This window comes from Lentzea sokolovensis, from assembly GCF_033949975.1.
Lineage (GTDB): Bacteria > Actinomycetota > Actinomycetes > Mycobacteriales > Pseudonocardiaceae > Lentzea > Lentzea sokolovensis.
The window spans coordinates 814,207-839,733 of the sequence record NZ_JAXAVU010000014.1; the positions used below are offsets into that span (position 1 = coordinate 814,207).

Annotated in this window: 25 protein-coding genes; 12 read left to right on the plus strand and 13 right to left on the minus strand. The window is 69.9% G+C overall.

Features of this window, described 5'->3' with window-relative positions; genetic code table 11:
* Nucleotides 1–40: 40 nt before the first annotated feature.
* Entirely contained in the window at nucleotides 41–478 is a 438-nt protein-coding gene (locus SK854_RS37635) for a hypothetical protein (protein WP_319979920.1), read from the plus strand.
* On the opposite strand, the gene SK854_RS37640 is transcribed toward SK854_RS37635, so the two are convergent.
* Genes SK854_RS37640 through SK854_RS37655 form a run of 4 tightly spaced genes read right to left on the minus strand, consistent with a single transcriptional unit; the run spans nucleotide 446 to nucleotide 3,401 of the window.
* Nucleotides 446–2,107 (minus strand): GMC family oxidoreductase, encoded by a 1,662-nt coding sequence (locus SK854_RS37640; RefSeq protein ID WP_319979921.1) that lies wholly within the window; start codon nucleotides 2,105–2,107, stop codon nucleotides 446–448. The two genes, SK854_RS37635 and SK854_RS37640, sit on opposite strands and share 33 nt — an antisense overlap.
* Nucleotides 2,104–2,382, minus strand: coding sequence for a hypothetical protein (locus SK854_RS37645; RefSeq protein ID WP_319979922.1), 279 nt, complete (start codon nucleotides 2,380–2,382; stop codon nucleotides 2,104–2,106). Before SK854_RS37645 ends, SK854_RS37640 begins: the two co-directional genes overlap by 4 nt.
* Before the next feature lie 52 nt (nucleotides 2,383–2,434).
* Nucleotides 2,435–2,767, minus strand: a complete 333-nt coding sequence (locus SK854_RS37650; RefSeq protein WP_319979923.1) for a putative quinol monooxygenase — start codon at nucleotides 2,765–2,767, stop codon at nucleotides 2,435–2,437.
* A gap of 31 nt (nucleotides 2,768–2,798) precedes the next feature.
* Nucleotides 2,799–3,401 carry a DUF6928 family protein gene (locus SK854_RS37655; RefSeq protein WP_319979924.1) on the minus strand — a complete coding sequence of 201 codons (603 nt, stop codon included), beginning with the start codon at nucleotides 3,399–3,401 and terminating at the stop codon, nucleotides 2,799–2,801.
* A gap of 58 nt (nucleotides 3,402–3,459) precedes the next feature.
* On the opposite strand from SK854_RS37655, the gene SK854_RS37660 reads away from it, so the two are divergent.
* A complete protein-coding gene (locus SK854_RS37660) occupies nucleotides 3,460–5,424 on the plus strand; it encodes an MDR family MFS transporter (protein WP_319980055.1) in 1,965 nt (654 codons plus the stop codon).
* Here the strand turns inward: SK854_RS37660 and SK854_RS37665 are convergent.
* Nucleotides 5,421–8,039, minus strand: coding sequence for an AfsR/SARP family transcriptional regulator (locus tag SK854_RS37665; protein ID WP_319979925.1), 2,619 nt, complete (start codon nucleotides 8,037–8,039; stop codon nucleotides 5,421–5,423). The two genes, SK854_RS37660 and SK854_RS37665, sit on opposite strands and share 4 nt — an antisense overlap.
* 190 nt (nucleotides 8,040–8,229) lie before the next feature.
* On the opposite strand from SK854_RS37665, the gene SK854_RS37670 reads away from it, so the two are divergent.
* Entirely contained in the window at nucleotides 8,230–9,363 is a 1,134-nt protein-coding gene (locus tag SK854_RS37670) for an endonuclease/exonuclease/phosphatase family protein (protein WP_319979926.1), read from the plus strand.
* Here SK854_RS37670 and SK854_RS37675 read toward each other — a convergent pair.
* Nucleotides 9,360–9,650, minus strand: coding sequence for a DUF1905 domain-containing protein (locus SK854_RS37675; protein ID WP_319979927.1), 291 nt, complete (start codon nucleotides 9,648–9,650; stop codon nucleotides 9,360–9,362). The genes SK854_RS37670 and SK854_RS37675 overlap by 4 nt on opposite strands.
* 24 nt (nucleotides 9,651–9,674) lie before the next feature.
* Nucleotides 9,675–10,220: a hypothetical protein gene (locus tag SK854_RS37680; RefSeq protein WP_319979928.1), complete on the minus strand. Its 546-nt coding sequence runs from the start codon at nucleotides 10,218–10,220 to the stop codon at nucleotides 9,675–9,677.
* A gap of 85 nt (nucleotides 10,221–10,305) precedes the next feature.
* Between SK854_RS37680 and SK854_RS37685 the strand changes: the two genes are divergently transcribed.
* Nucleotides 10,306–10,857 carry a TetR/AcrR family transcriptional regulator gene (locus SK854_RS37685; RefSeq protein ID WP_319979929.1) on the plus strand — a complete coding sequence of 184 codons (552 nt, stop codon included), beginning with the start codon at nucleotides 10,306–10,308 and terminating at the stop codon, nucleotides 10,855–10,857.
* Between the two features lie 5 nt (nucleotides 10,858–10,862).
* Nucleotides 10,863–13,028: an MMPL family transporter gene (locus tag SK854_RS37690; protein WP_319979930.1), complete on the plus strand. Its 2,166-nt coding sequence runs from the start codon at nucleotides 10,863–10,865 to the stop codon at nucleotides 13,026–13,028.
* A 123-nt stretch (nucleotides 13,029–13,151) separates the two neighbouring features.
* Here SK854_RS37690 and SK854_RS37695 read toward each other — a convergent pair whose 3' ends face one another.
* The 4 genes from SK854_RS37695 to SK854_RS37710 form a co-directional block, all read right to left on the minus strand.
* Nucleotides 13,152–13,487, minus strand: a complete 336-nt coding sequence (locus SK854_RS37695) for a DUF6292 family protein (protein ID WP_319979931.1) — start codon at nucleotides 13,485–13,487, stop codon at nucleotides 13,152–13,154.
* 87 nt (nucleotides 13,488–13,574) lie between these two features.
* On the minus strand, nucleotides 13,575–14,519 hold the full coding sequence (locus SK854_RS37700) for a sporulation protein (RefSeq protein ID WP_319979932.1): 945 nt from the start codon (nucleotides 14,517–14,519) through the stop codon (nucleotides 13,575–13,577).
* Between the two features lie 28 nt (nucleotides 14,520–14,547).
* On the minus strand, nucleotides 14,548–15,579 hold the full coding sequence (locus tag SK854_RS37705) for a hemolysin family protein (protein ID WP_319979933.1): 1,032 nt from the start codon (nucleotides 15,577–15,579) through the stop codon (nucleotides 14,548–14,550).
* Nucleotides 15,576–16,820, minus strand: coding sequence for a hemolysin family protein (locus tag SK854_RS37710; RefSeq protein ID WP_319979934.1), 1,245 nt, complete (start codon nucleotides 16,818–16,820; stop codon nucleotides 15,576–15,578). Before SK854_RS37710 ends, SK854_RS37705 begins: the two co-directional genes overlap by 4 nt.
* Before the next feature lie 106 nt (nucleotides 16,821–16,926).
* Here SK854_RS37710 and SK854_RS37715 point away from each other — a divergent pair, with 106 nt between their 5' ends.
* From SK854_RS37715 to SK854_RS37745, 7 genes are all read left to right on the plus strand, one after another.
* A complete protein-coding gene (locus SK854_RS37715; protein ID WP_319979935.1) occupies nucleotides 16,927–17,322 on the plus strand; it encodes a helix-turn-helix domain-containing protein in 396 nt (131 codons plus the stop codon).
* A gap of 33 nt (nucleotides 17,323–17,355) precedes the next feature.
* Nucleotides 17,356–19,059 carry a dihydroxy-acid dehydratase gene (locus SK854_RS37720; RefSeq protein WP_319979936.1) on the plus strand — a complete coding sequence of 568 codons (1,704 nt, stop codon included), beginning with the start codon at nucleotides 17,356–17,358 and terminating at the stop codon, nucleotides 19,057–19,059.
* 297 nt (nucleotides 19,060–19,356) lie between these two features.
* Entirely contained in the window at nucleotides 19,357–20,922 is a 1,566-nt protein-coding gene (locus SK854_RS37725; RefSeq protein ID WP_319979937.1) for an ABC transporter substrate-binding protein, read from the plus strand.
* Nucleotides 20,889–21,893, plus strand: a complete 1,005-nt coding sequence (locus SK854_RS37730; RefSeq protein ID WP_319979938.1) for an ABC transporter permease — start codon at nucleotides 20,889–20,891, stop codon at nucleotides 21,891–21,893. Before SK854_RS37725 ends, SK854_RS37730 begins: the two co-directional genes overlap by 34 nt.
* Nucleotides 21,886–22,770, plus strand: coding sequence for an ABC transporter permease (locus tag SK854_RS37735; protein WP_319979939.1), 885 nt, complete (start codon nucleotides 21,886–21,888; stop codon nucleotides 22,768–22,770). Before SK854_RS37730 ends, SK854_RS37735 begins: the two co-directional genes overlap by 8 nt.
* Nucleotides 22,764–23,666: an ABC transporter ATP-binding protein gene (locus tag SK854_RS37740; protein ID WP_319979940.1), complete on the plus strand. Its 903-nt coding sequence runs from the start codon at nucleotides 22,764–22,766 to the stop codon at nucleotides 23,664–23,666. Before SK854_RS37735 ends, SK854_RS37740 begins: the two co-directional genes overlap by 7 nt.
* On the plus strand, nucleotides 23,648–24,286 hold the full coding sequence (locus SK854_RS37745; protein WP_319979941.1) for an ABC transporter ATP-binding protein: 639 nt from the start codon (nucleotides 23,648–23,650) through the stop codon (nucleotides 24,284–24,286). Before SK854_RS37740 ends, SK854_RS37745 begins: the two co-directional genes overlap by 19 nt.
* On the opposite strand, the gene SK854_RS37750 is transcribed toward SK854_RS37745, so the two are convergent.
* On the minus strand, nucleotides 24,258–24,782 hold the full coding sequence (locus SK854_RS37750) for a class F sortase (protein ID WP_319979942.1): 525 nt from the start codon (nucleotides 24,780–24,782) through the stop codon (nucleotides 24,258–24,260). The genes SK854_RS37745 and SK854_RS37750 overlap by 29 nt on opposite strands.
* Complete coding sequence (locus tag SK854_RS37755) at nucleotides 24,782–25,525, minus strand: DUF4397 domain-containing protein (protein ID WP_319979943.1); 744 nt, start codon at nucleotides 25,523–25,525, stop codon at nucleotides 24,782–24,784. The genes SK854_RS37750 and SK854_RS37755 overlap by 1 nt, the downstream gene beginning before the upstream one ends.
* Nucleotides 25,526–25,527: the final 2 nt, after the last annotated feature.

Consider the following 25,527-nt stretch of genomic DNA (forward strand, 5'->3'; position numbering starts at 1 on the left):
GACGTCACGGAGCTTTCGACATTTTCGCCATGATGGCCAGGTGAGATTTTCGCGGCTGGTCGTCCCCCTGCTCAGCATGTGGCTGTTCGGCAACCTCTACGAGCAGATCGTGTGGAATCCGCAGCTGCTGGCGGACCCGCGGCCCGGTTCGCTCGTGGGCGTGTTCGCGGCAGGCAGTCCGATCTACTACTACCTGCCGTGGGGACCGCTCGGCGTGATCCTGGCCGTCGTCACGCGGGCGCCGCGGCCCGCGCTGGCCTGTCTGGCGGTCTCGGTCGCGATGAAGATCCTGCTGATCACGCAGGTCAACCCGGTGTTCCGCGACCCTGCCGTCTCCCGCGACGTCGTCCACGACCACGCCGTGCTCTGGGCGTTCGGCAACGGGCTCGTCGTCCTCGCGGTCGCCGCCGCGATCCTCTTGATTCAGCGAGCGCAACGTGAAGGTCTAGATCGCCTGGCCCAGCTCGACTCGGCGTGACACGAGATGGCCCGCTGTGCGCAGAGCCAGCGCGGCCATCGTCAGCGACGGGTTGGACGTGCCGAGCGACGGCATGCTGCCGCACCCCACCGCGTACAGGTTCGGGTGGTCCCAACAGCGTTGCCACTGGTCGACCACGGAGTCGCGCGGTGAGCTGCCCATGACGTGCGTGCCGCCGCCGTGCCCGGCACCCCACCAGCGCATCGGTTCGCCGTCGTGCTCGAAGTACCTCTTGTCATCGGGCTTGTACGAGGTGTGGTCCTCGGCTCCGAGCAGCTCGAAGAGCCGGTCCGAGACCCGTTTCGCGGCCAGCAGACCGTCCTTCACGTAGTCCGACAGTCCGTAGTGGACCGACGGGCGCGGGTTGCCCAGCGCGTCGAGGTCGTCGGCCAGCGTGACGCGGTTGGCCGGATCGGCCTCCTGCTCGACCTCGATCTGCAACGTGAACTGCCGGCCGACCCGGTCCGCCACCGCCTCTCTCAGCGCCTTGCCCCTGAGCCCCGCGGCGACGAACTCGGCCGTGTCGGAGTCGGGGCTCCCGGCCGCCCAGCCCCAGCCCCAGTTGCCGATCTCGATGCGGAACGGTGCTCTCACCCGACGTTGCGGACCACTGCGGAACGCCTCGATGCCCGTCGTCGAGCCCGGTCCGCGGAACGGGCCGACCGCCTGCGGCATCAGCGCCCACGTCAGCAGCGCGGGGTGGTCCATCAGGTTGCGGCCGACCTGGTCGCTGCTGTTCGCGAGCCCGGACATGAGCAGCAGCTTCGCGTTCTCGATGGCGTGCGCGGCGAGGACGACCACGTCCGCTTCTTCCTCGTGCCGCGTGTGCCTGCCGGACGTGTCGTCCTCGTAGCGTTGGTAGCTGACCTTGGTGATGCGCCCGGACTCGTCGGCGTGCACCCGGTTCACGACGCATCTCGTGCGCAGTTCGACGTTGCCGGACCACTGCTTCTGCGTCCGGTGCGGGGTGTACTTGGCGTTCTCCGGGCAGATCGGCACGCAGCTCGCGTAGCCGGTGCACCGATGCCCGTCCGGCCGGTAGTCCTGGACCGGGATCCCGTTGCGCGCCTGCGGTGTGCCGACGACGAGCAGTTCGCGCCCGTCGATCCACACACCGTCCACAACGGACGCGATGACGTGGTCGAGGTACGTGCGGGGCAGGGCGTGCATGGGATAGCGGTACCCGTCGGCGACGGGAAGGTGTTGCCGCTGCTCTTCGGCGTCGCCCGCGATCCCGATCTCCCACTCCGCCGCGCGGTAGAAGGGTTCCAGGTCGGCGTAGGTCAACGGCCAGTCGCGGCCACGTCCGAGATCGGCGGTGTGGAAGTCGTCGGGGCGCATCCGGGGTGTGATCCCGGTCCAGGCGGTGCCAGTGCCGCCGTTCATCCGCAGGTACGGGCTCGAGTAGTCGTGCGGCCCGGTGTTGATCAGGTAGCGGCTGGACGGCGCGGCGGCGGTCGTCCGGTACGGCGCGAGCGGCGACTTGACGAGGGCTCTGCGGAACCGGTGCACGGCGTCGTCGTTCGGTTCGGCCCCGGCCTCCAGCACGAGCACGCGGAACCCGTTGTCCCCCAGCACTTTGGCGACGAGCGAGCCGGCGAACCCCGCGCCGACGACCACGGCCCTCACCGGACGCTTCTTCTGGGTCTCTGCTCCCAGCTGCCGAATCCGGCCGCACGGGTCCCCGGCGCGGCGACCCCGACCGCCTTCCACGCCAGGCCTTCGGCGTAGGCGCGCTCGCTCGGGATCACCCCGCGCCAGACCCCGGTGTACCAGAGCTGGATGATCTCGTTCTCCGGCGCGCCGTCGGCCAGCGCGCGGTACTGCTCGACCAGTCCGGTCGACCTCAGCTCGTCCGCCGAGAATCCGGTCAGCTCGGCGGACAACTCCAGGAAGGCGTCCATGGCGCCCATCCTGGGCGGAGGAATCCTCTGCACCAAACGATCCGGGCAAGGCTCACCCGCGTGGCGCAACCTCCATCTCCCCGAGCAGCGACCAGTCGTCCTGCTCCACGGACTGGCTGACGATCCGCGGCGTCTCCGCGAGGTGCGGCGGCAGTTCCTTCTGCGCGTTGCGGAAGTGCTCCGACTGCACGTGCGCGCCGCCCGCGTCGCCGTCCCGGAACGCCTCGACCAGCACGTACTCGGTCGGGTCGTCGAGGCTGCGCGACCAGTCGAACCACAGGCAGCCGGGCTCGGCGCGGGTGGCCTCGGTGAAGCTCCTGCTGATCTCGGGCCAGGCCTCGGCGTGCTCGGGCAGGACGCGGAACTTGGCGGTGATGAAGATCAAGACGGCCTCCTTCTGGTGATCGCTCCCGAGCCTAGGACGGCTCGGTGATCGGGACCAGCGAGCCGTCCGGCCCGATCGTCATCCGCCGCGGGCCGCTCCGGACCATCGCGGCCACCGCGGCGTCGAGGACGGCATCCCGTTCAGGGTGGTCCGAACGCGTCACGCGGAAACCGTGCAGCACGACGTGGTCCGGTGGGCCCTCTGCCGTGAAGCCGAACATCTCCGTCGCGACCGAATCCGCGAGTTCGTACTGGTCGTACGACTCGGAGTTGTGCGACCGGAGCAGCGTGCCGTCCGCGGCCCACTCGGCGAACGCCAGCCACCCCGAACCGGAGTGCTGGGCGAACACCTTCAGCGGACGATCGCCCGCGTACTCCAGGACGTGCTCCTGAACGGGCCAGGTCGCCAACTCCTGATCGCACACGATCGTGGCATCCGGGAACACCGCGACGTACGTGAACCCGTCACCGGGGTAGATCTCGTCCGCCAGTTCGCTGTCCCCGACCGGCTCGACCGCGCAGCCCGGCCGCAACGCCCGGACCACCGCCTCCGCCGCCGAACGATCGGGCGCACCACCGGCGCGCACCGCCGCCCGCACGTCGCCGAACGCCACCAAAGCGGCCTTGGCCCCCATCGTGTTCCTCCCCCTGCGAGGTCGTCCAACCTGCGCGATCATCCCCTGCGTGCCCGAGATGATCGACACTCGCAGGCGGAACCTGGTCGTCGCGGCCGTCCTCCTCGCCATGCTGCTGGCCGCTCTCGACCAGACCATCGTGTCCACCGCGCTGCCCACGATGGTGGCGGACCTGGGTGGTGGCGCGCACCTGTCGTGGGTGGTGACGTCGTACCTGCTCGCCGAGACGATCATGACCGTGCTGATCGGCAAGTTCGGCGACCTCTACGGGCGCAAGAAGACGTTCGTCGTCAGCGTCGCGCTGTTCCTGATCGGCTCGTTCTTCGCGGGCTGGTCGGAGTCGATGGGCATGCTCATCGCGTTCCGCGCGGTCCAGGGCCTGGGCGCCGGCGGGTTGATGGTCACCTCGACGGCGATCATCGCGGACGTCGTGCCGCTCAAGGAACGCGGCAAGTTCCAGGGGTTCGCGGGCGCGGTGTTCGGCATCGCGACCGTGGCGGGGCCGTTGCTCGGCGGGCTGTTCGTCGACCACCTGAGCTGGCGCTGGGCGTTCTACGTGAACATCCCGCTCGGCATCGCCGTGGTGCTGATCGCGATCGCCGCGCTGCCCACGATCAAGGCGGCGGGCAGCCCGAAGATCGACTACGCCGGCATCGCGCTGATCGCCCTGGCCGCCACCGGGTTGACGCTGGTCACGAGCTGGGGCGGCACCGAGTACGCGTGGACGTCGCCGACGATCCTGTGGATGGCGGCCGGATCGATCGTGCTGCTGGTCGCGTTCGTGCTCGTGGAACAACGCGCGGCCGAGCCGATGCTGCCGATGAGGTTGTTCCGCAGCAGGGTGTTCACGGTGTCGGGCATCCTGAGCTTCGTCGTCGGGTTCGCGATGCTCGGCGGCATCACGTACCTGCCGATCTACCTGCAGTACGTGCGCGGCGAGTCGGCCACGGCGTCCGGGCTGTGGATGCTGCCGCTGATCGTCGGTCTGATGTCGACGGCCCTGTTCACCGGCAACACGATCAGCCGCACCGGCCAGTACCGGATCTTCCCGATCGTCGGTTCGGTCGGGCTCACCATCGGCCTGTTCCTGTTGTCCCTCCTGGACGCGGACACGAGCTACTGGGAGATGGGCGCGTTCATGATGGTGCTGGGCGCGGGCATCGGCCTGGTGATGCAGGTGCCGGTGATCGTCGTGCAGAGCACCACGAACTACACCGACCTCGGCGTGGCCACGTCCGGCATCAGCTTCCTGCGCACGATGGGCAGTTCGTTCGGAGTCGCGATCTTCGGCACGATCTACGCCAACCAGCTGCCGAAGCACCTGGTGATCCCGCAGGGCGTCGACCCGCGCGCCATCGCCGGCCCGGCCGCGGTCCACGCGCTGCCGGACGCGATCAGGGCCCCGATCGTCGCCGGGTACGCCGAGACCGTGCAGATGATGTTCCTGATCGCCGCACCGATCGGCCTGGTCGCACTCGCGGTGGCGTTCTTCCTGCCGCAGGTCCAGCTGCGCGACACGTCCCGCGCCGCCGCGGCGGGCAACAGCGGCGTGGGCGAGAGCTTCGCCGCACCGCCGTCGAACTCCTACGACGAACTGCGCAAGCTGGTCTCGACGGTCGTCTCGAAGTCCGACGAGGACCCCGGCCTGGCCGTGCTCCGGCGGTCCGGCGTCGACCTGCCGCTGGAACAGGCGTGGCTGCTCGGCCGCGTGTACCGGGCGTCGACGGACGACGGCGTCGCCACGCTCGACGAGATCGCTGAGATGACGAAGGTGCCCGGCGGCATCTTCGAACCGACCGCGCAGGCACTCGTGCGGTCCGGGCACCTGGCGTTCGGCGACGACGGCTACCGGTTCACCGACGAGGGCGTGGAGGTGTTCACACAGCTCGTGCGGGCGTGGCGGCGCTGGCTGCTCGACCAGCTGCAGGACTGGCACGAGCCGGACCAGCGCGACTTCGCCCAGGCGCTCGACTCGTTCACCGACGAGCTGATCGAGAGCGGCCGGCAGATGAGCCGGGTCTAGATGCGGGCTGCCAGGGCCGCGGCCTCCGCGTCGCGGCCCTGCTCCCGGTAGAGCTCCAGAGCGCGTTCCCGGTGCTCGCGCGCCCGCTCGTCCTCGCCGGCCTCGGCGTGCACGTCACCGAGGTGCTCCAGCACCTTGGCCAGCTCGGCGGAGTTGTCCAGTTCCCGGTACAGCGCCAGCGCCTCGCCGTAGTGCGTGATCGCGTCGGCGTGACGGTCGTCGTGGCGGGCGATGTGCGCCAGGCTGTCCAGCGTCGCGGCGATCCCCTCCACGTGACCGAGCTTGGTGTTGAGGAGCATGGCCTCCTCGCAGAACGTCCTGGCTTCGGCGTAACGGCCCAGGCACGCGTAGCGCCAGCCGACCTCGTTCAGCGACTCGGCCTCGCGGACCTCCGACCCGGCGACGCGGAACTTCTCCAGTCCGAGCACCGAGTGCTCCAGCGCCTTCTCCAGGTCGCCCTCGAACTCGGCCGCCCACGCGATCGACCGGTGGGCGGCACCGTGCGCCACGGGGTCGTCGTTGCGCGCGAACAACTCCAGGCTGCGCTCGAAGTGCTGGTGTCCCAACGCGGACTGGCCCAGCTCGACGTAGTCCGCACCGAGGCACATGTGCGCGGTCGCCTGCTTGGACTCCTCCCCCATGGCCTCGGCTGCCCGCAGCGCCGCCAGCCAGGCCTCCACGTCGTCGAACGTGCGCCCGCGCCGCAGGTGGTAGTTGTTCAGCGTGCGGCCGATCATCCAGGCCACGTCGAAAGCGCCGCGTTCCAGGGCTTGCCGTTGCTCGGTGACCAGGCAGGCGTGCTCCGCGTCGAACCACGCCATCACGGCGGCGTTGCTCTCGAACACGAGCGTGTGGCCGCTTTCGTGCTCCGGCAACGGTTTGTGCGGCTCCTGAGCGAGCGCGGCGGCGCGTGCGGTGGCGGCGTAGAAGTCGGCCAGCCGCGTGCCGGCGTCGGCGGGAAGGTCCGCCGCGTACAGGCCGACCAGGTCGTGCATCCGGTACCGGCCCGGTACGTGCTGGTGCACCAGGTGCGCGTTCTCCAGCTCCCGCAACACCATCCGCGCCCGCGCGACCGCGCGGTCCAGCAACGCCGCGGCCGCCGCGAGACTCACGTCCGCCGTGCCGACGGTGCCGAGCAGGCCGAACGCGCGTGCCGCCTCCTCCGACAGCGCCGCCACGGACCACGAGAACACCGTCCGCAGGTTCGTGCCGATCTCGCCCGCGTCCAGCGCGTCGAGCGGCTGCTCGCGCAGTTCCCCGGCGAACGCGGCCAGCGGGAAGTCCGGTTCCATCGCGGCCCGCGCGGCGACGATCGACAACGCCAGCGGCAGGCCTCCGCACCAGCTCACCAGGTCCGCGACCACCTCGGGTTCGGCCGCCACGCGCTCGGCGCCCAGCCTGGCCACGAGGAACTCCCGGGCGTCGGCCGGGTTCAGCACGTCCAACGACACCGAGCGCGCGCCGTGCGCGGCCACCAGCCCTGCGAGCTTGAGGCGGCTCGTGACCAGCACCGTCGCGTCCGAACCCGGCAGCAGCGGCACGACCTGCTCGGTGGAGCGGGCGTTGTCGAGCAGCACCAGCATCCGCCGGCCCGCGACCACACTGCGGTAGCGCGCGGCGCGTGCGTCCAGGCCCGCCGGGATCGTCTCCTCCCCCAGCGCCTCCAGGAACTCGCGCAGCACCGTCTCCGGCGGCGTCGGCCCGGCGGACGGGTCGAAGCCGCGCAGGTTCACGTAGAGCTGACCGTCCGGGAACTCGGCGAGGTGCCGGTGCGCCCAGTGCAGTGCCAGCGCGGTCTTGCCGATGCCGCCCGTCCCGCCGATCGCGGTGATCACGACGGTGCCGGCCGAGCCCAGCGCGGCCAGTTCGCCGGTGCGGCCGGTGAACCACGGGTGCGGCGCGGGCAGCTGCCTGGGTCCGGCGGCGCGTTCCTCCACGCTGCCGTTGAGAATCCGCTGATGCATGTCCTGCAACGGTTTGCTCGGATCGACGCCGAGCTCGTCGGCGAGGCGGTGACGCACGATCTCGTAGTGCCGCAACGCCTCCGCGTCGTTGCCCGACCGGTGCAGCGCCAGCATCAGTTGCGCGGCAAGGCGTTCGTCGAGCTGGCGTTCGCCGGCCAGCTGCCGCAACGAGGGCAGCAGCGCGGCGTGCCGGCCGTCCGCGAGCGCCACGTCGTTGCGATCCAGTTCGGCGGCGACGCGTTCGGCGTGCAGGCTCTCGCGCAGCGCGTCGAACCACGGCGACTCGAGCCCGTCCAACGCCTGGCCGCGCCACAGCCCGAGCGCCGCGTCGAAGTCGCGGTCGCGCACGAAGGCCCGGAAGCGGAACAGGTCGACCTGCGCCGGATCGACCGTGAGGTGATATCCGGCCGGTGAGCGCTCGATGTCCAGTTCCAGGAGCTTACGGAGCTTTGACACGTAGCCGTAGAGCGTCTCGCGCGCTCGCAGCGGCGCCCGCTCGCCCCAGACGCGGTCGAGCAGCCGGTCGACCGGAACCGGCCGTCCCTCCTCCATCAGCAGCGCGACCAGCACAGACCGTTGCCGGACGTGGCCGATCTCGACCGACTCACCCCGGTCGCGCACCTCGACGGCGCCGAGCAGCCCGAACTCCAAGATCACCCCTCAGCCAGTGGATTCAAGGTTCATCCTAGGTTCGTCCTCGGCCAAACGGGCAAAGTCGTTCTCGCGGAGGGCCCCACCACATCCGGCAGCCCAGCCACCGGGGCCCTCCACCATCGGCGCAGCGAAAGATCACCCGAGCGGACCAGGGCGAACACGTTCCTCCACATGCGACCCTGAAGTCGTGAGCACCACGCGGATCGGGTCGTTCAACGTGGAGAACATGTTCGAACGCCCCAAAGTGATGGGCCGCAACGCCACCAAACACGCGGCCCCGACTCTGGCCGCCCACGCCCGGTTCAACGAACTCATCGCCGCCGAGACCTACACGCCGGAAGTCAAGGAAGAGCTCAAGGAACACCTGACGACGCTGGAGTTGCTCAGGAGCGACCGGAGCAAGTACGCGATCCTGCGGCGCATCCGCGGCCGTTTCCTCGCGCGCCACCGCACCGGCGAAACCTCAGTCGTGGCAAGCGGACGCGAGTCCTGGGTCGGCTGGGTGGAGCTCACCACCGAACCCATCAGCGAACTCGCCACGCGGCACACCGCACAGGTGATGCGCGACGTCGGCGCAGACGTCCTCGGCGTGGTCGAGGCCGAGTCGCGCGAACTGCTGCACATGTTCTCCGCCAGCATGCTCAAGCACGTCGGCTGGACCCCGTACGAGGAAGTCCACCTCATCGACGGCAACGACGAGCGCGGCATCAACGTCGGTTTGCTGACGCGAGAAGAACATCAGGTCATCACCATCCGCACGCACGTGTACGCGCGGGACAGCTCGGGCACGATCTTCTCCCGCGACTGCGCCGAATACCACGTCCGCACGCCCGCCGGCCCCGAGGTCGTCGTGCTCGTGAACCATCTGAAGTCCAAGGGCTACGGCGCCCCCGGCGACCCTCTTGGTGCCCGCCGTCGCTTCCGCCAAGCCGTCCGCATCGCCCGCATCGTGAACCGGCTGCGCGACGAGGGCCACGAGCACATCGCCGTCGTCGGCGACCTCAACGACACCGCGGACAGCGAGGCGCTGCGACCGTTGTTCCAGCGCACGGGCCTGCGGGACATCAGCGAGCACGAGAACTTCGACTGGGACCACCGGCTCGGCACCTATCGCGGCGTCAACGAGAAGGGCAAGATCGACTACGTCCTGCTCACCCCGGAGCTGTTCGCCAAGGCCACCGGCGGCGGCGTCTTCCGCAAGGGCGTGTGGCGCGGCCCGCGCACCAAGAACCGTTGGGACGTCTACGAAACCATGACGAACGAGGTGCACGCGGCCAGCGACCACGCCGCGATCTACGCCGACATCGACTGGAGCGCCTAGACCAGCTCGACGGTCACCTCGATGACGTCGCCCGGCCCGACGTCGTTCTTCTTGCGCACGGCGGCCTTGATCGGCAGCACGTAACAGCCGGACTGCTTGTCCGGGAACACCGACGTCGACCACGTGCTGGCGCCGACTCCGGCACGGACCTTCACGGAGCCGAAGCCGGGGCCGGGCGTGGCGACGTCGCGGATCTGGTCCGAGACGTCCTCGGGCAGCGTCACGAAGGTCCAGGTTTCCGTGCGGCGGGCGTCCCAGATCCAGAGCTCCGCGTCGAAGACGAACATCGCGCCATTCTCACAGCAGTGGACTCACAGGGGCGCGCTGATGTGGAAGTCCTGGTCGAACCGTGCGGCCAGCTCCTCTCCCAGTTCGTACGGCGACCACTTCCGCACCAGGTCCAGGAAGCCGACCAGGTCCTGCCGCACGCCCTCCAGGTGCCTTCGCAGGTCCTCGGCCGGGATGTCGCACGCAGGCCCGTACCTGTGCTCGTCCTGCGGCCACAGCCTCACCCCGTCCTTGGCGAACTCCACCCCGGGAGGCCGGGAGTGACCGAGCCACGGCTCCTCGCCCTCGAGCAGGCCGGCCCAGTCCCGCCAGTTCTCCAGACCGACGCAGCAGCCCGGTTCGATCCGCACCCCGGTCGCGGTGTCCGACACCCGCACCCCGCCCGCCGCGATGATCATCTCCTCCTCCAGCAGCGCGCGCAGCAGCTCAGGACCGAACACCGCGTCGTCGTCAGCGCCGTAGTCGGCGATGGCGGCGAGCGCGGCGTCGAACTCCTCACGGCTCATCCGCGCGGACAGCGCGACGGTGTCACCACCTGTCACCTCGACGACAGCTCGAAACTCGATCACTCACCCATTGTGGTGACGAACGCCACCGACCATTTCGGTCGGTAAACCTACCGAACCGGTCGGTAAACGTCGTAAAGTCGGTCTCATGCCACGACAGCCCAAGGTCGGAGTCGACGAGAGGATCCTCGACGCCGCCGCCGCGCTCTTCGCGCGGCACGGTTTCGAGCAGACCTCGTTGAAGTCGCTCGCGGACGCTGTCGGTCTGTCCAAGGCCGGCCTGCTGCACCACTTCCCGAGCAAGGACGCTCTCTTCGAAGCGGCGTGGGAGCAGAGCCGTGTGCTGACCCGGCACGTCCTCGACCAGGTCTCCTCGCTGCCCGCCGGGTCCGAGCGGGACCGCCGGTCGCTGGAACTGCTGACCGACCACGCGCTGGACCGGCCGGGTCTGGTCTCGCTGCTGTTCCGGACGATGACGGCGCCGGGCGAGGACCCGCAGCAGGCGCAGGACGAGCTGCTCCTCAACGAGATGTTCGTCATCGACCCCGAGAAAGAACTGCCCCGCGCGATCCGCATCGTCGGCGCGCTGAGCTCCATGGCCGTGCTCACCCTGCTGGCCAACCAACAGGGTGACAAGACGACATGGCGTCCCTTGATCCTCGCTACCTGCTTCGACGCACTCGGGCACCAGGAGGCCTGACCATCATGGCGAAACTGCTCTACAAACTGGGGTTCGGTGCGTATCGGCACCGCCTTCCGGTCGTCCTGATCTGGCTGCTCGTGCTGATCGGCTCCGGTGTCGGCGCGTTCACGCTCGGCGGTGAGACGTCCAACTCGATGTCCATCCCCGGCCAGGAGTCGACCACCGCCCTGGAGCGCATCCAGGAGAAGTTCGGCTCCGGTGAGACCGCGTCGGCCAAGGTCGTCGTGCAGGCCCCGGACGGCCAGAAGCTGCCGCAGCACGTCAAGGCGATCACCGACCTGGTGGCCGACGAGTCCGCGCTCAAGGGCGTGCGGTCGGCGACGAACCCGCTCGACCCGGCCGCGCCGAGTGTCAACCGCGACGTCAACGTCGGCTACAGCACCGTCACCTACGACGTGAAGCCCGGTGAGGTCACCGACGAGCAGCGCGCCGAGCTGACCAAGGCCGTCGACAAGGCTCGCGCGGCGGGGCTGACCGTCGAGGTCACCGGCACCGCGATGCAGGAGACGCCGCACGTCGGCGGCCCGACCGAGGCCGTCGGTGTCGTGCTGGCGCTGGTCGTGCTCGCGCTGACCTACGGCTCGCTCGTGACCGCGGGCATGAACCTGCTCAGCGCCGGTATCGGCGTCGGCATCGGCACGCTCGGCATCACGATCGCCACCGGGTTCATGGACCTGCAGTCGACCACGCCGATCCTCGCCTCGATGCTGGGGCTCGCGGTCGGCATCGACTACTCGTTGTTCATCATCAACCGCTACCGCCAGGAACTGCGCCGGGGCTCCGACGTCGGGCACGCCGTCGCGACCGCGGTCGGCACCGCCGGTTCCGCCGTCGTCACCGCCGGTCTGACCGTGGTGATCGCGCTGGTGGGCCTCGCGATCGCGGGCATCCCGTTCCTCACGCAGATGGGCGTCTCGGCCGCCGCCACGATCGTCGTGTCGGTCCTGATCGCCATCACGCTGGTGCCCGCGGTGCTGAGCATGCTCGGCCGCCGCGTGCTGACCCGCAAGGAACGCTCCGCCACCGTCGAGAACCCCGTCGAGCCCAAGGACCGCGGTGTCATCCGCGGCTGGGCCGGTGCGATCACCCGCAACCGCGTCGTCGCGCTGCTGCTGTCGGTCGTGGCGCTCGGCATCGTCGCGATCCCGGTGGCGTCCATGGACACCACGCTGATCCAGAAGCCGCCGGCCGCCTCCACGCAGGAGCGTGCCGACCAGATCCTCGCGAAGGGCTTCGGCGAGGGCTTCAACGGCCCGATCATCGTCCTGTTCGAGGGCCAGGGAGCCGCCGCGACGGCCACCAAGGCGTCCGAGCCGCTCGCCAAGCTCTCCGACGTCGCGATGGTGACGCCGGCGCAGCCGAGCCAGGACGGCAACGCCGCGCTGGTCACCGTGATCCCGAAGTCCGGCCCGGACAGCACCGAGACCGAGAAGCTCGTCGCCGACCTGCGCGCCGAACTGTCCGATGTGGAGGGTGGCAAGGCCTACGTCACCGGCGCCACCGCGGTGAGCGTCGACGTGGCCACGTCCCTGGACAAGGCGCTGCCGATCTACCTGGCGGTCGTCGTCGGCCTGGCGCTCGTGCTGCTGATCCTGGTGTTCCGCTCGCTGCTGGTGCCGCTGGTCGGTGTGCTCGGCTTCCTGCTGACCATCGGTGCGTCGCTCGGCGCCACGGTCGCGGTGTTCCAGTGGGGCTGGCTTTCCAGCGCGGTCAACCTCGAGAGCACCGGCCCGCTGATCAGCCTCACGCCGATCCTGGTGATCGGCATCCTGTTCGGCCTCGCCATGGACTACCAGATCTTCCTGGTGTCCCGGATGCACGAGGCGCACCACCGCGGCGCCAAGCCGTTGGAGGCCATCACCACGGGCTTCCGCCAGGCCGCCCCGGTCGTCGTGGCCGCCGCGCTGATCATGTTCTCGGTGTTCGCGGGCTTCGTCCCCGCCGGCGAGGCGACCGTGAAGTCGATCGCGTTCGCCCTGGCCGTCGGCATCTTCGTGGACGCGTTCGTGGTCCGCATGGTGCTCGTGCCCGCGGCGCTCGCCCTGCTCGGTGAGCGCGCCTGGTGGCTGCCGAAGTTCCTGCGCTGGCTGCCGGAGCTCGACGTCGAGGGCACCGCGCTCGACGAGCTGCCGGCCGAGAAGAAGAAGCAGGAGACGGTCTCCGTCTAACTGAATCCGCTCACCGGTCCGTCATGCCTGTGATCTGATCATGGGCATGACGGACCGGTCTGCGTTCACCACGCTGCCGGCGAGGGCGAACGTTCAGGACGAGGTCGCGCGCGTCTTCTTCGGTCAGGCCACCTGCCCGGCGTGCGACGCCGGACTCACGGCGTCCGCCGAGCTGCTCTGAGCCATCAAGCGCCGCACCCAGCGGGCGACGGTGGGCGGCGGGGGTTCGACGGCGCCACCGAGGTGCTCGACCACGGTCAGCTCGGCACCGGACTCGACGGCGATCGCCCACCCGTGCCGTTCGGTCCACAACAGGGCGACGTCGTGGTCAGGATGACCGGGCAACCTGCCATCCACCGCGATGTACACGCGCAGCGGTTTCTGCCGGTCCACACACGAGGACTCACCGCTCAAGCCGAGTTCCCGCGTGACCCTCAACGCGTAATCAAGCGCGATCACGTCGTCACCGCCCTCCGTCCAACCGGGGTAGCAACGCCGACTGCTTGACGCATGGCGCGGTTACCCCGGTGGACGGAGCGCAAACCTCTACTCGCCGCCGAAGTCGCCGAAGTCCTCGAACGCGTCGTCCATCATCTCGCCGACCACCATGCCGCCGACGAGACCAGCGGCACCGGCCGCGACGACCGTGCCCATGCCCATCCCGCCGCGACCGTGGTGACCGCCGTGGTGACCGTGCTGGCCGTAGCCCTGCATGCCGCCGCCGCGCTGCGCGACCTGGGACAGCCATCCGTTGATGGACGACGCCCAGTCGGCGACCTCGGCCTCCTGGTGCGACAGGCGGAAGTGCCCGAACGCGTCACCGCCCGACGAGAACATGCCGCCGCGCTTGTCGGCTTCCAGGATCACGAACAGCTCGTGCGGCGAAGCCACGAACGTCAGCTCGACCTGCTGGACGGCGCCGGCGAACTGGGCCGGCGGGAAGAACTCGATCTCCTGGTAGAAACCGAGCTCCTGCGGCACGCCGTGCAGGCGGCCGGCCTCGACGTCCGCGCTGCGGAACGAGAAGCCGAGCTGCCCGAACGCGTTGAGCACCGCGTCCTGCGACGGCAGCGGGTGGACCAGCACGGGGTCGAGGTCGCCCTTGTCCGGCGCGCCCGCGATCACGAGCTCGGTCCGCACGCCCACGGTCATGCCGGGCAGCTGGCCGCCGCCCACCGCGGTGATCGGGGTCTCCCACGGGATCGGCAGCTGGAACGGGATCGAGACCAGCTGGCCGGCCCCGACCCGCACGCCCTGCTGCACGACGACCCGCAGGAACTCGGACACGCCGCTGTACTCGTGGTCACCGCGCTCGACCTCGACGCGGGTGACGAGCGACAGCACGACCTGGCCGATCTCGGCGTCCGCGCTGCCACCCTGGATGCGCACCTGCCCGGTGACGACCTGGCCGGGCGTGGCGTGCGGCGAGTCCAGCACGGTGTCGACCGACGGGCCACCGACGCCGAAGGCGCTGAGCATCCGCTTGAACATTTGTGTTTCCCTCTCTAGGAAACTCCGGTCAGCGGACGCCGACCGGACGGGTGTCGGTTTCGTCCTCGAAGTCACCGATCAGCTCTTCGAGGAGGTCTTCCAATGCGGCGATGCCCACGACATCGCCTTCTTCGACCAACGCGAGCTGCGAGCGTTCGGCGCGCATCGCCGTCACGGCCCGGGCCACCGGCATCGACGCCGGCAGCGTCAGCACCGGGCCCATCAGCTCGCGAGCCGTCGGGTCCTCGCCGCGGGCCGTGGCACGCATGGCCTCGCGGATGTGCACGAGTCCGACGTACCGGCCGTCCAGGCCGGTGACCGGGAAGCGCGACCGTCCACACTGGAGGCTGCGCTGCTCGATCTCCCGCGCGGTGGTGTGCTCGGTGACGGTCGACGTCTCCGCGACCGGCACCATCACCTCGCTCACGGTGGTGCGCTGGACCTGCAGCATCCTGGTCAGCAACCGTTGCTGGGCCTCGGGAATCAGGCCGTGCTCGGCGGACTGGCGCAGCAGCATCCGCAGGTCGTCCGGCCGGTGCGCCTGCGCCAGCTCGTCCTGCGGCTCGACCTTCAGCAGGCGCAGCAGGCCGTTGGACACCGCGTTCAGTCCACTGAGGAGCCAGCGGACCGAGCGGGCGAACGCGCGGAACGGCAGCGCCAGGATCAGCGCCGACCGTTCGGGGTGCGCGATGGCCCACGACTTCGGTGCCATCTCGCCGACGACCATGTGCAGGAACACCACCAGCACCAGGCTGATCGCGAACGCGACGCCGTACGCGAACGCGTCCGGCAGGCCGGTCAGCCTCAAAGCCGGTTCCAGCAGGTCCGCGACGGCCGGTTTGGCCAGCGCGCCCAGACCCAGCGTGCACAGCGTGATGCCGAGCTGCGCGCCCGCGAGCATCAGCGACAGCTCACGAATGCCCGCCACGGCGGCGCGGGCCGCCCGGGACGTCTCGGCGGCCTGCTCCAGGCGGTGCCGCTTGGCCGCGATCAACGCGAACTCGGCGGCCACGAAGAAGCCGTTCAAAGCAAGCAGTACAAGGGAGAGGACGATGCTCATCGGGACAACACCACCGAGTCGGGCACGTTGCGCGCCACCGCGGTGACCACCAGGCGCACTCCGTTCATCTCGATCTCGTCGCCGGCCTCGGCCACGCGGCCCAGCTGGTGCAGCACCAGACCGGACACCGTGTCGTACGAGTCGTCGCCCGGAAGTTCCACGCCGGTGACGTCCTCGACCTCGTCCAGCCTCATGCGGCCCGGCACGCGCCAGTCGTCGCCGACCTTCTCGATCATGTCGGCCACCCGGTCGTCCTCGTCGTGGATCTCACCGACGAGCTCCTCCGCCAGGTCCTCCAGCGAGATGACGCCGGCGAACCCGCCGAACTCGTCGACCACGCAGGCGAGCTGACGGCGTTCGGTCCGCAATCTCTCCAGCACGGCCGGCAGCGGCAGCGTCGCCGGGACCACCAGCGCGGGCGAGGCGATCTTCCCGATCGCGACGGCCGACCGTTCCTCCGGCGGCAGGGTCAGCACCTCGGCCAGCCCGACGACCCCGCGCAGGTCGTCGAGGTCGTCACCGGTCACGGGGAAACGCGAGTTCCCGGTGTCCAGCAACGAGACCACGCGACCGGCGGGCTCGTCGAACCGCACGGTGTGGACGTTGACGCGCGGGGTCATGGCCTGTTCCGCGACCAGTTCGCGGAAGCCGATGCCGTGCTCCAGCAGCCGGGTCAGCTCGGCGTCGAGGTGCCCCTGCTCCCCCGCCTCCTCGACGATCTGCCGGAAGTCCTCGGGCGTCGCGCCCTGCGGCAGTTCCTCGACGGGTTCGATGCCGAGCGCGCGCAGCAACCGGTTCGCGGCCGCGTCGAACAACCGGATCACGGGGCCGGCGATCTTCAGGTACACCAGGGTCGACGAGCTCAGCGCCAGCGCGAGCTGTTCCGGCCGCGCGATCGCGAGGTTCTTCGGCAACAGCTCACCGAGCACCATCTGCACGAAGGTGGCGAAGGCCAGCGCGATCACCATCGAGCCCGGCACGCCGAGCCCGGTGCCGAGCAGCGGCTCGGCCACGTAACCGACGAGCAACGCCGTCACCGTGATGCCGAACTGGGCACCGGACAGCATGAAGGAGAGCTTCTGGGTCACGCGGTAGGCACGCTCGGCGGCCTTCGAGCCGCCCTCGGCCATCTGCTGCAGCCGACCGCGGTCGACCGCCATGTACGCGAACTCCTGAGCCACGAAATACCCCGTGGCCACGGTCAGGACCACGATGGCGAGCAAGCCGGATGCGATCAACAAGACGCACCCGGCCACGTACTACAGCCGTCTACACCGGCTTCATCAGGCATGTTCCAACAGTAGCACGTGGCACTGTATGGTTTGCGGTGACGGGGAGGTGACCGCTGTGGCCGAGGCACTGCTGAAGATCGGCGAACTCGCCGCCCGCGCCGGCGTGAGCATCCGCACCGTCGACTACTACACGACGCTGGGCCTGATCTGCCCCGCCCAGCGCACCGCGAGCAACTACCGCCTCTACCGCGGCGACGACGTGGACCGCATCCACCTCGTGCAACGCCTGGAGGTCCACGGTCTTCCCCTGGAGGACATCGCCCGCGCGTTCACCGCCGCTCCCGCCGACACCGCGGCCGTCCTCGGGCAGATCGACACGGACCTGCGCACCCTCCAGGAGGCCGCCGACGCCGCGTCACCCGCGATGCACGGCCTGCTGTTGGTGATCGCGAACCGGGTCCACTCGCTGATCACCATCGCGCTGCAACTCCCGCCGGACCTGCCGATGTAGCTAAGGTCGAACAGGACGACTGGGAGGCGCGCAGTGGGGCTACGCAGCGAGCACTGGTACGCAGGTCAGGACCGCAACGCCTACATCCACCGCGCCTGGATGCGCCGCGGCGTCCCGGACGACGCCTTCTCCCGGCCCCAGATCGCGATCGCCAACAGCGCGTCGGATCTGACGCCGTGCAACGCGCACCTGAACGAGGTCGCGCAGTCTGTCTCCAACGGCGTGTACGAGGCGGGCGGCATCCCGCTGAACCTGCCCGTCGTGTCACTCGGCGAGACCAACGTCCGTCCCACCGCGATGCTGTGGCGCAACATGGCCGCGATGGCGACGGAAGAAATGCTGCGCGCCAACCCCGTCGACGGCGTGGTGCTGCTCGGCGGGTGCGACAAGACGATCCCGGCGCTGCTGATGGCCGCCGCGTCCGTCGACATCCCTGCGGTCGTGGTGCCCGGCGGGCCGATGCTGACCGGCACGTTCCGCGGCACTCCCCTGGGCTGCGGCACGGACGTGTGGCGGCTGTCGGAGGAGGTGCGCGCCGGCACGTTGTCGCAGGAGGCGTTCGCCCGCTCCGAATCGGCGATGATCCGCAGCCGCGGCCACTGCAACACCATGGGCACGGCGTCGACGATGGCGTTGGTCGCGGAGGCCCTGGGCACCACCGTCCCCGGCGTGGCGGGCACCCCGGCGCCGGACAGCAGGCTGCTGGAGGCCTCGCACGGCACCGGGCGGCTGATCGTCGAGCTGATCGAGAAGGACCGGCGCCCCAGCACGTTCCTCACCAAGGCGAACTTCCACAACGCGATCGTGGCGCTGGCCGCGATCGGTGGCTCGACCAACGCCGTGGTGCACCTGCTCGCGATCGCGGGACGGCTGGGCGTCGACCTGACGCTGGACGACTTCGACCGCATCGGCTCCGGCGTGCCGTTGCTGGTCGACCTCCAGCCGGCGGGCCGGTTCCTGATGGAGGACTTCCACCGCGCGGGCGGGCTTCTGGCCGTGCTGCGGGAAGTCCGCGACCTGCTCGATCCGTTGGCCCTGTCCGTCACCGGCACCCCGCTCGTCGACCACCTGGACGACGCGCCGATCTGGGAGCCGGAGGTGATCAGGAGTCGCCAGGAGCCGATCATCGCCGAGGGCGGGATCGCGGTGCTGCGCGGCAATTTGGCGCCATCAGGATGTTTGATCAAACCGGCGGCCGCGTCGGCTCATCTGCTGCAGCACCGGGGCAAGGCCGTGGTGTTCGACAGCATCGAGGACTTCCACGCCCGCATCGACGACCCGGATCTCGACGTGGACGCGGACTCCGTGCTGGTGCTGCGCGGCTGCGGCCCGCGTGGCTATCCGGGGATGCCCGAGGTGTCGAACATGCCGTTGCCGAAGAAGCTGCTGGAACAGGGCGTGCGCGACATGGTGCGGATCTGCGACGGACGCATGAGCGGCACGGCGTACGGCACCGTCGTCCTGCACGTGGCACCAGAGGCCGCGGCGGGCGGACCACTCGGGCTGGTCCGCACGGGCGACGTCATCGTGCTGGACGTGGAGAACCGCCGCATCGACGTGGAAGCGCCGGACTTCCTGTCCCGCACGCCGAACGCCGCGACGACGTCGGCCTTCGCGGCACCGAAACGCGGCTGGGAGCGGCTCTACATCGACCACGTCCTGGGCGCCGACACCGGAGCCGACCTGGACTTCCTGATCGGCTCCAGCGGCAGCGACGTGAGCCGCGAATCACACTGACCTCAGTGCGCGTGCGAGTGCTCCTCGACGTGACCCGCGTCATGCACGTGAGTGTGTGAGTGCGTTTCTCCGTCGTGCGTATGGGTGTGCTCATGCTCGACGTGATCGTGCGCGTGTTCCCCATGCGGATGCGTGTGAGTCGTGTCGCCGTGACTGTGCTCGTGGGTATGCACTCCGTTGGTCATGACTCGATGCTGGCATGAGTCCGGCTTGAGCGCACAGATGCAAGATCTTGCCTATTGCAAGTCCTTTGCTGTTAGCTGCTCCCGGCAACACGGACTTCTGGGGAGGATCTGCATGCGGCGAGCTGTTCTGGTGGCCCTCGTTCTGGTGGCGGGGTGTTCATCCCCCGACGGCGCGACGACCGGGCCGGCCACGTCGATCGTCATCGGCGCGGGCAGTGAGCCGGAGAACCTCAACCCCGTGCTCGGCTACGCCCCGGACGGCGCCGCGAAGATCTTCGACGGGCTCGTGACGCGGGACGCCTCGCTGGCTCTGAAACCGGCGCTGGCCGCGGAACTGCCGACGGCGTCGGCGGACGGCCTGACGTGGACGGCCAAGCTGCGCAAGGACATCACGTTCTCGGACGGCACCCCGGTGACCGCCGACGACGTCGTGTTCACCTACCGGTCCGTGCTGGACAAGAAGGTGAACTCCACGATCGCCTCCCGGTTCGACGCGCTGACCGAGGTCAACGCGGTCGACGCGAGCACCGTCGAGTTCAGGCTCTCGTACCCGTACGCCCCGTTCGCGCAGCAACTCGCACTCGGCATCGTGCCCGCCGCGAAGCTCACGGGCACCGACATCAACAGCACGCCGTTCAACACCACCCCGGTCGGCACCGGCCCGTACACCGTCGAGTCGTGGCGCAAGGGCGACCGGATGGTGTTGAAGGCCAACGAGAAGTACTGGGGCGGCGCACCCGCGATCAAGTCCGTGACCGTCGTCTTCGTGCCGGACGACAACGCCCGCGCGACCCGCATGGCCGCCGGCGAGTTCGACGGGACGGTGCTGCCGCCCAAGCTCGCCCAGACGTACCGCGACCGGTCCGGCTACAAGATCGTGCAGAACCCGTCCGCCGACTACCGCGGTCTGGGCATCCCGTCCGAACTGCCGCTCACCTCGTCGCCGCAGGTCCGGCGCGCGATCAACCTCGGCATCAACCGCCAGGCCATGATCGACGCCGTGCTGGCGGGCTCCGGCAAGCCCGCGTCCACGCCGATCTCGCCGTACCTGAAGGACTGGTACGACGACGGTTCCGCGTTCGGTTACAACGTCGCCGAGGCAGAGAAGCTGCTGGACGAGGCCGGGTGGCGCAAGGGCGCGGACGGCAAGCGCGCGAAGGACGGCCAGCCGGCGAAGCTGCCGGTGCTCTACCCCGCGCCGGACGTGCTGCGCAAGGAACTGGCGCTCGCCACGGCCTCCGACATCGCGAAGCTCGGCATCGACGCGCCCGTCGAGGCCACGACGTTCGAGATCATGCTGCAACGTCAGAAGGAAGCGGCCTCGGTGTGGGGCGGCGGCGACCCGTACGACCCGGACACGGCCGCGTACACGTTGCTGCATTCCCGGTACGCGGGGCAGTCGGGCTACGTGAACATGACGCTGTACAAGAACTCCACTGTGGACAGCGCGCTCGACACCGCGCGCCGCAGCCTCGACCCGGCCGCGCGCAAGAAGGCCTACGACGAGTTCCAGACGGCTTACTCGGCCGATCCCGCCTGGGCGTTCCTGGTGTTCCTCGACCACACCTACGTGCTGCGCGACAAGTGGAACGGCCAGGAGACCCAGGTCGAGCCGCACGACCACGGCCTCGTGCACGCGGTGTGGTGGAACCTCGAACGCTGGACGCCGAAGTCGTGACCCGGTCGATCGGCCTGTTCACGTTGCGGCGCCTGGCCTTCGCGGTCCCGGTGCTGCTCGTGGTCAGCTTCGCGCTGTTCGTGCTGGCCAAGGCCAGCCCGTTCGACCCCGTCGAACGCTACTTCGGCGTCCGGATCATCGGCGCCTCCCCGGAACGCGTCGCGCAGCTGCGCGAGAACTGGGGCGTGGACGAACCCGTCGTCGCCCAGTACTGGGCGTGGCTGCGACACGCTCTGGCGGGCGACCTCGGCGACTCGCTGTCGTTGCAGCAACCCGTGTCGGCGGTGATCGGCGACCGTCTCGGGTGGACGGTGCTGCTGGTGTCGGTCGGCTTCACGCTGGCGCTGGTGCTCGGACTGGTGCTGGGCACGTTCGCGGCGTGGCGGCAGGGGTCGTGGCTCGACCGTTCGATCACGGGCAGCTGCTACGCGCTCGAGGCGGCACCGGTCTTCTGGCTCGGCCTGGCGGTGCTGTACGTGTTCGCTCTGCAGCTGCGATGGCTTCCCGGTGGTGGCGTGACCACGGGCTCCGAACCGCCGTCCGTCGGCGGGGTCGCGGTCCACATGGTGCTGCCGGTGGCGGTGCTCGCGATCTCGCAGGCGCCGTGGTTCGTGTTGTTCGTGCGGCAGAACCTCCTCGAGTCGTTCACGCAGGACCACGTGATCGGAGCGCGGGCTCGCGGGCTGCCGGACCACCTCGTGGTGTCGGGGCACGCGTTGCGCACCTCGCTGCTGCCGTTCCTGACCCTCCTCGGCGCACGGCTGCCCGAGCTGATCACCGGGGCGTTGCTGGTGGAGACGGTGTTCTCGTGGCCGGGCATCGCGCGGGCGACGGTGGAGGCGGCGCTGAACGTCGACTTCGCGTTGCTGGGCGCGCTGACCGTGATGGCGACGGGTGTGGTGTTGCTGGGCAACCTGCTGGCCGACGTCCTGTACGCGCTGGCCGACCCGAGGGTGGCGCTCGATGGCTGACCTGCTCTGGCGTCCTGCCCCGCGCAGCCGCCTCACCGCCGCGAGCCCGCCACGCTCACCGAAGTGGCGGCTCCTGCCCTCCGCGATCATCCTCGGGGTCGTCGCGCTGACCGTTCTGGTCGTGCCGCTGTTCGTGGAGCTCAACGAGCAGTACGTCGACCTCGCGATCGCCAACCAGCCACCGTCCGCCGGGCACCTGTTCGGCACCGACGAGCTGGGGCGCGATGTGTTGCTGCGCTGCGTTTACGCGCTGAGGGTGTCCCTCACCGTCGGCGTGGTCGCCGCTCTGATCTCGGCACTGGTCGGCACGGCGGTCGGCGCGCTGGCGGGGTCGATCGGCGGCTGGTTCGACCGGATCCTGATGCGCGTGGTCGACGCCATCGCGTCGGTGCCGCACCTGTTGCTGGGCATCGTGATCGTCGCGATCCTGCGGCCGAGTCTCTCCGCGGTGATCATCTCGATCGCGCTCACGCACTGGCTCACCGCCGCGAGGATCGTGCGGTCGGAGGTGCTGTCGCTGCGGACCAGGCCGTTCATCGACGCGGCGATCGTCGGTGGCGCTTCGAGACTGCAGGTGATGACCCGGCATCTGCTGCCGAACGTCGCCCCGCAGGTCCTGCTCGCGACCACTCTGATGGTGCCGCACGCGGTGTGGCACGAGACGGCGTTGTCGTTCCTGGGCCTCGGTCTGCCGCCGCACGCGGCCAGCATCGGCAACATGATCAACGACGCCCAGCGCTCGTTGCTGATCGGCGGCTGGTGGATGTCCCTGGCGCCGGGACTGCTGCTGATCATCACGACGCTGGCGGTGTCCGGCGTGAGCGGTGTGTGGCGGGATCGGCTGAACCCCAAGCGGCGCACGGAGTTGACGTGGTGAACCTGGAGATCGACCGGGTGTCGGTGCGGTTCGCGCTCAAGGGCGCGACCGTCGAGGCTGTGAACGACGTGTCGCTGCGCATCCGGCCCGGCGAGTGCGTGGCGCTGGTCGGCGAGAGCGGCTGCGGCAAGACGGTGCTGGCGTCGGCGCTGCTCGGGTTCCTGCCCGGCAACGCGGAGACGTCCGGCAGTGCCCGGCTCGGTGACGTGGACCTGCTCGCGGCGACCGACCACGAGCTCGCGACCACGATCCGCGGCCGGCAGATCGGCCTCGTCCCGCAGAGCCCCGCGAGCCACCTGACGCCGGTCCGCACCGCGCGTTCCCAGCTCGAAGAGGCCGCGCGAGTGCTCGGCGGCGACGCTCTTCAGGCCGCCGAACGTGCGGGGCTGCTGCCCGAGCACCTCGACCTCTACCCACACCAGTTGTCCGGTGGCATGGCGCAGCGCGTCGCGAACGCGCTGGCACTCGTCGGCGATCCGTGGCTGCTGATCGCCGACGAACCGACCACCGGCCTCGACCGCGACCTCGTGGACGGGCTGCTGGACGAGTTCCGCAGGCTCGTCGACGACGGCCACGCCGTCCTGCTGATCACGCACGACCTCGCCGCGGCGCACAAGATCGCCGACCGGATCGCGGTGATGTACGCGGGACGGATCGTGGAGGTCGGCCCGGCCCACGAGGTGCTCGACAACGCGAAGCACCCCTACAGCCGGGGACTCGCCAACGCCCTGCCGGAACGGGACTTCCTGCCGATTCCCGGCCAGCCACCCCTGCTCACCGACCTGCCGGCGGGCTGCGCGTTCGCCCCGCGCTGCGAGCAGGCCACCGCGATCTGCGAGGACCGCCCCGTGCTCACCGACGACCCGCACGCCGTCGCGTGCCACCGCCCGTGCTGACCGCGAACGGCATCACCGCCGGCTACCGCGACCCGGTGATCACCGACGTCAGTCTCACCGTCCAGCCGGGACAGACCGTCGGCCTGGCCGGACCGAGCGGGTCCGGGAAGTCCACTTTGGCCCGTGTGCTCGCGTTGCTGCACAAGCCGTTCGCCGGCACCGTGGAGATCGACGGCGAGACCGTCACCGGGTTCCGGTTCCAGGCCGTGCAGCGCACCAAGATCGGCGTGCTCTTCCAACAGCCCAGGCTGTCCGTCGATCCGCGGTTCACCCTCCGCCAGGCGATCGCGGAGCCGTTGAAGAACCAGGACCGCGTCGACGAACTGGCCTCGCTGGTGATGCTCACCGACGACCTGCTGGGCCGCCGTCCGCACGAGGTCAGCGACGGCCAGTTGCAACGCGCCTGCCTGGCCCGCGCGCTGGCGCTGAACCCGCGCTACCTGATCTGCGACGAGATGACGACGATGCTGGACGCCTCCACGACGGCCGCGCTGGTCGGCGTGATCCGCGCCTACCAACGTGAGTCGAACGCGGGTGTTCTCGCGATCTCGCACGACACCACGCTGCTCACGAGGTGGGCCGACGAGACCGTCAGACTTTCAGCACCGCGTCCACGATGACGTTGTTCCGGTAGCTGCCCGCGACCCGGTCGAACTCGCCCCCGCACGTCACCAGCCGCAACTCCGACAACGGCGTCGGCCCGTACACGGCGTCCGTCGGGAACGCGGTCTTCTCCGTCGTGCGGGTGCTGCTCACGACGAACGTGAGCTTGCTGCCGTCCTCGCGTTCGACCAGTACCTCGGCGCCGGGCCGCAGCTCGGGCAGCCGGAAGAACACCCCGGGCCCGGTCTTCGAGTCGACGTGCCCCGCGATCACCGCCGGACCGGCGTCCCCCGGCGCCACGCCCTTGGCGTACCACCCGGCCTTGTCCGCGCGCGTCGGCGGCTCCAGCACCCCGGCGGAGTCGACCTTCAACGCCTCCAGCGACGTGTCGACCCCGATCGACGGGATCAGCACCGTCACCGGTTCCGGCACCTCGTCCGCGCCGGGACCCTTGACCACGTAGATCAGCGTGACCAGCACGGCCGCTCCCATCAGGAGCTTGCCCTTGGCCATCAGCCGAACCGGAACAGCCGGCCGCGCACCGAGTACATCGCGACGCCCACGATGAGCGCGATCACGAGCGCGGTGAGCCAGTCCCAGCCGCCCGCCATGCCACCGAACCCGGTCTCCTGCCCGCCGCCGGGCACGACCTCGGCGCCCTTGGCGTCCGTGCGCAGCTCGATCCGCCGCGCGCTGACCAGCATCGAGTAGACGCCGCCGGGTTCGAGCGTGGCCTCCAGCGTCGTGGAGTCCTTCCCGCGCGGCAGCACCTGCAGCCCGTCCGAGCCGGGCAGCATCACGACGTAGCCGGTCGTGGAGTTCGCCTGCACGTTGCGGTGCACGAACACGCTGCCGCGCAGCAGGTCCATCTCGGCGTCGCCGGCGTTGATCACGCGCAGCCGCGCCTGCCCGTTCGGCGGCAGGCTGACGTCGTCCTCGAGGACCTTCATCGAGGACGCGATGTCGATGACCGTGTACGCCTTCCCCGCGCCTGCCTGCACGAGCACCGACCGCAGCACCGGGCTCCCGGGATCGGCCCCTGCCGTGCGGAACTCGACGACGTGCTCCCCCGCCTCGACGCGGCGGTACTCGTAGAGCTCGGCGTAGTCGAGGGTGCCGAGCTTGACGCCGTCGAGCGTGGCGTCGACCCGCGCCTGGTCCATCGAGAAGTGCCCGAGGCGCACGTACGTGCCTGTCGCGGCCTGCGCGGGCGTGGCCGAGAACAGCAGCAACAGCACAACGGCGAGCACTCGCACGC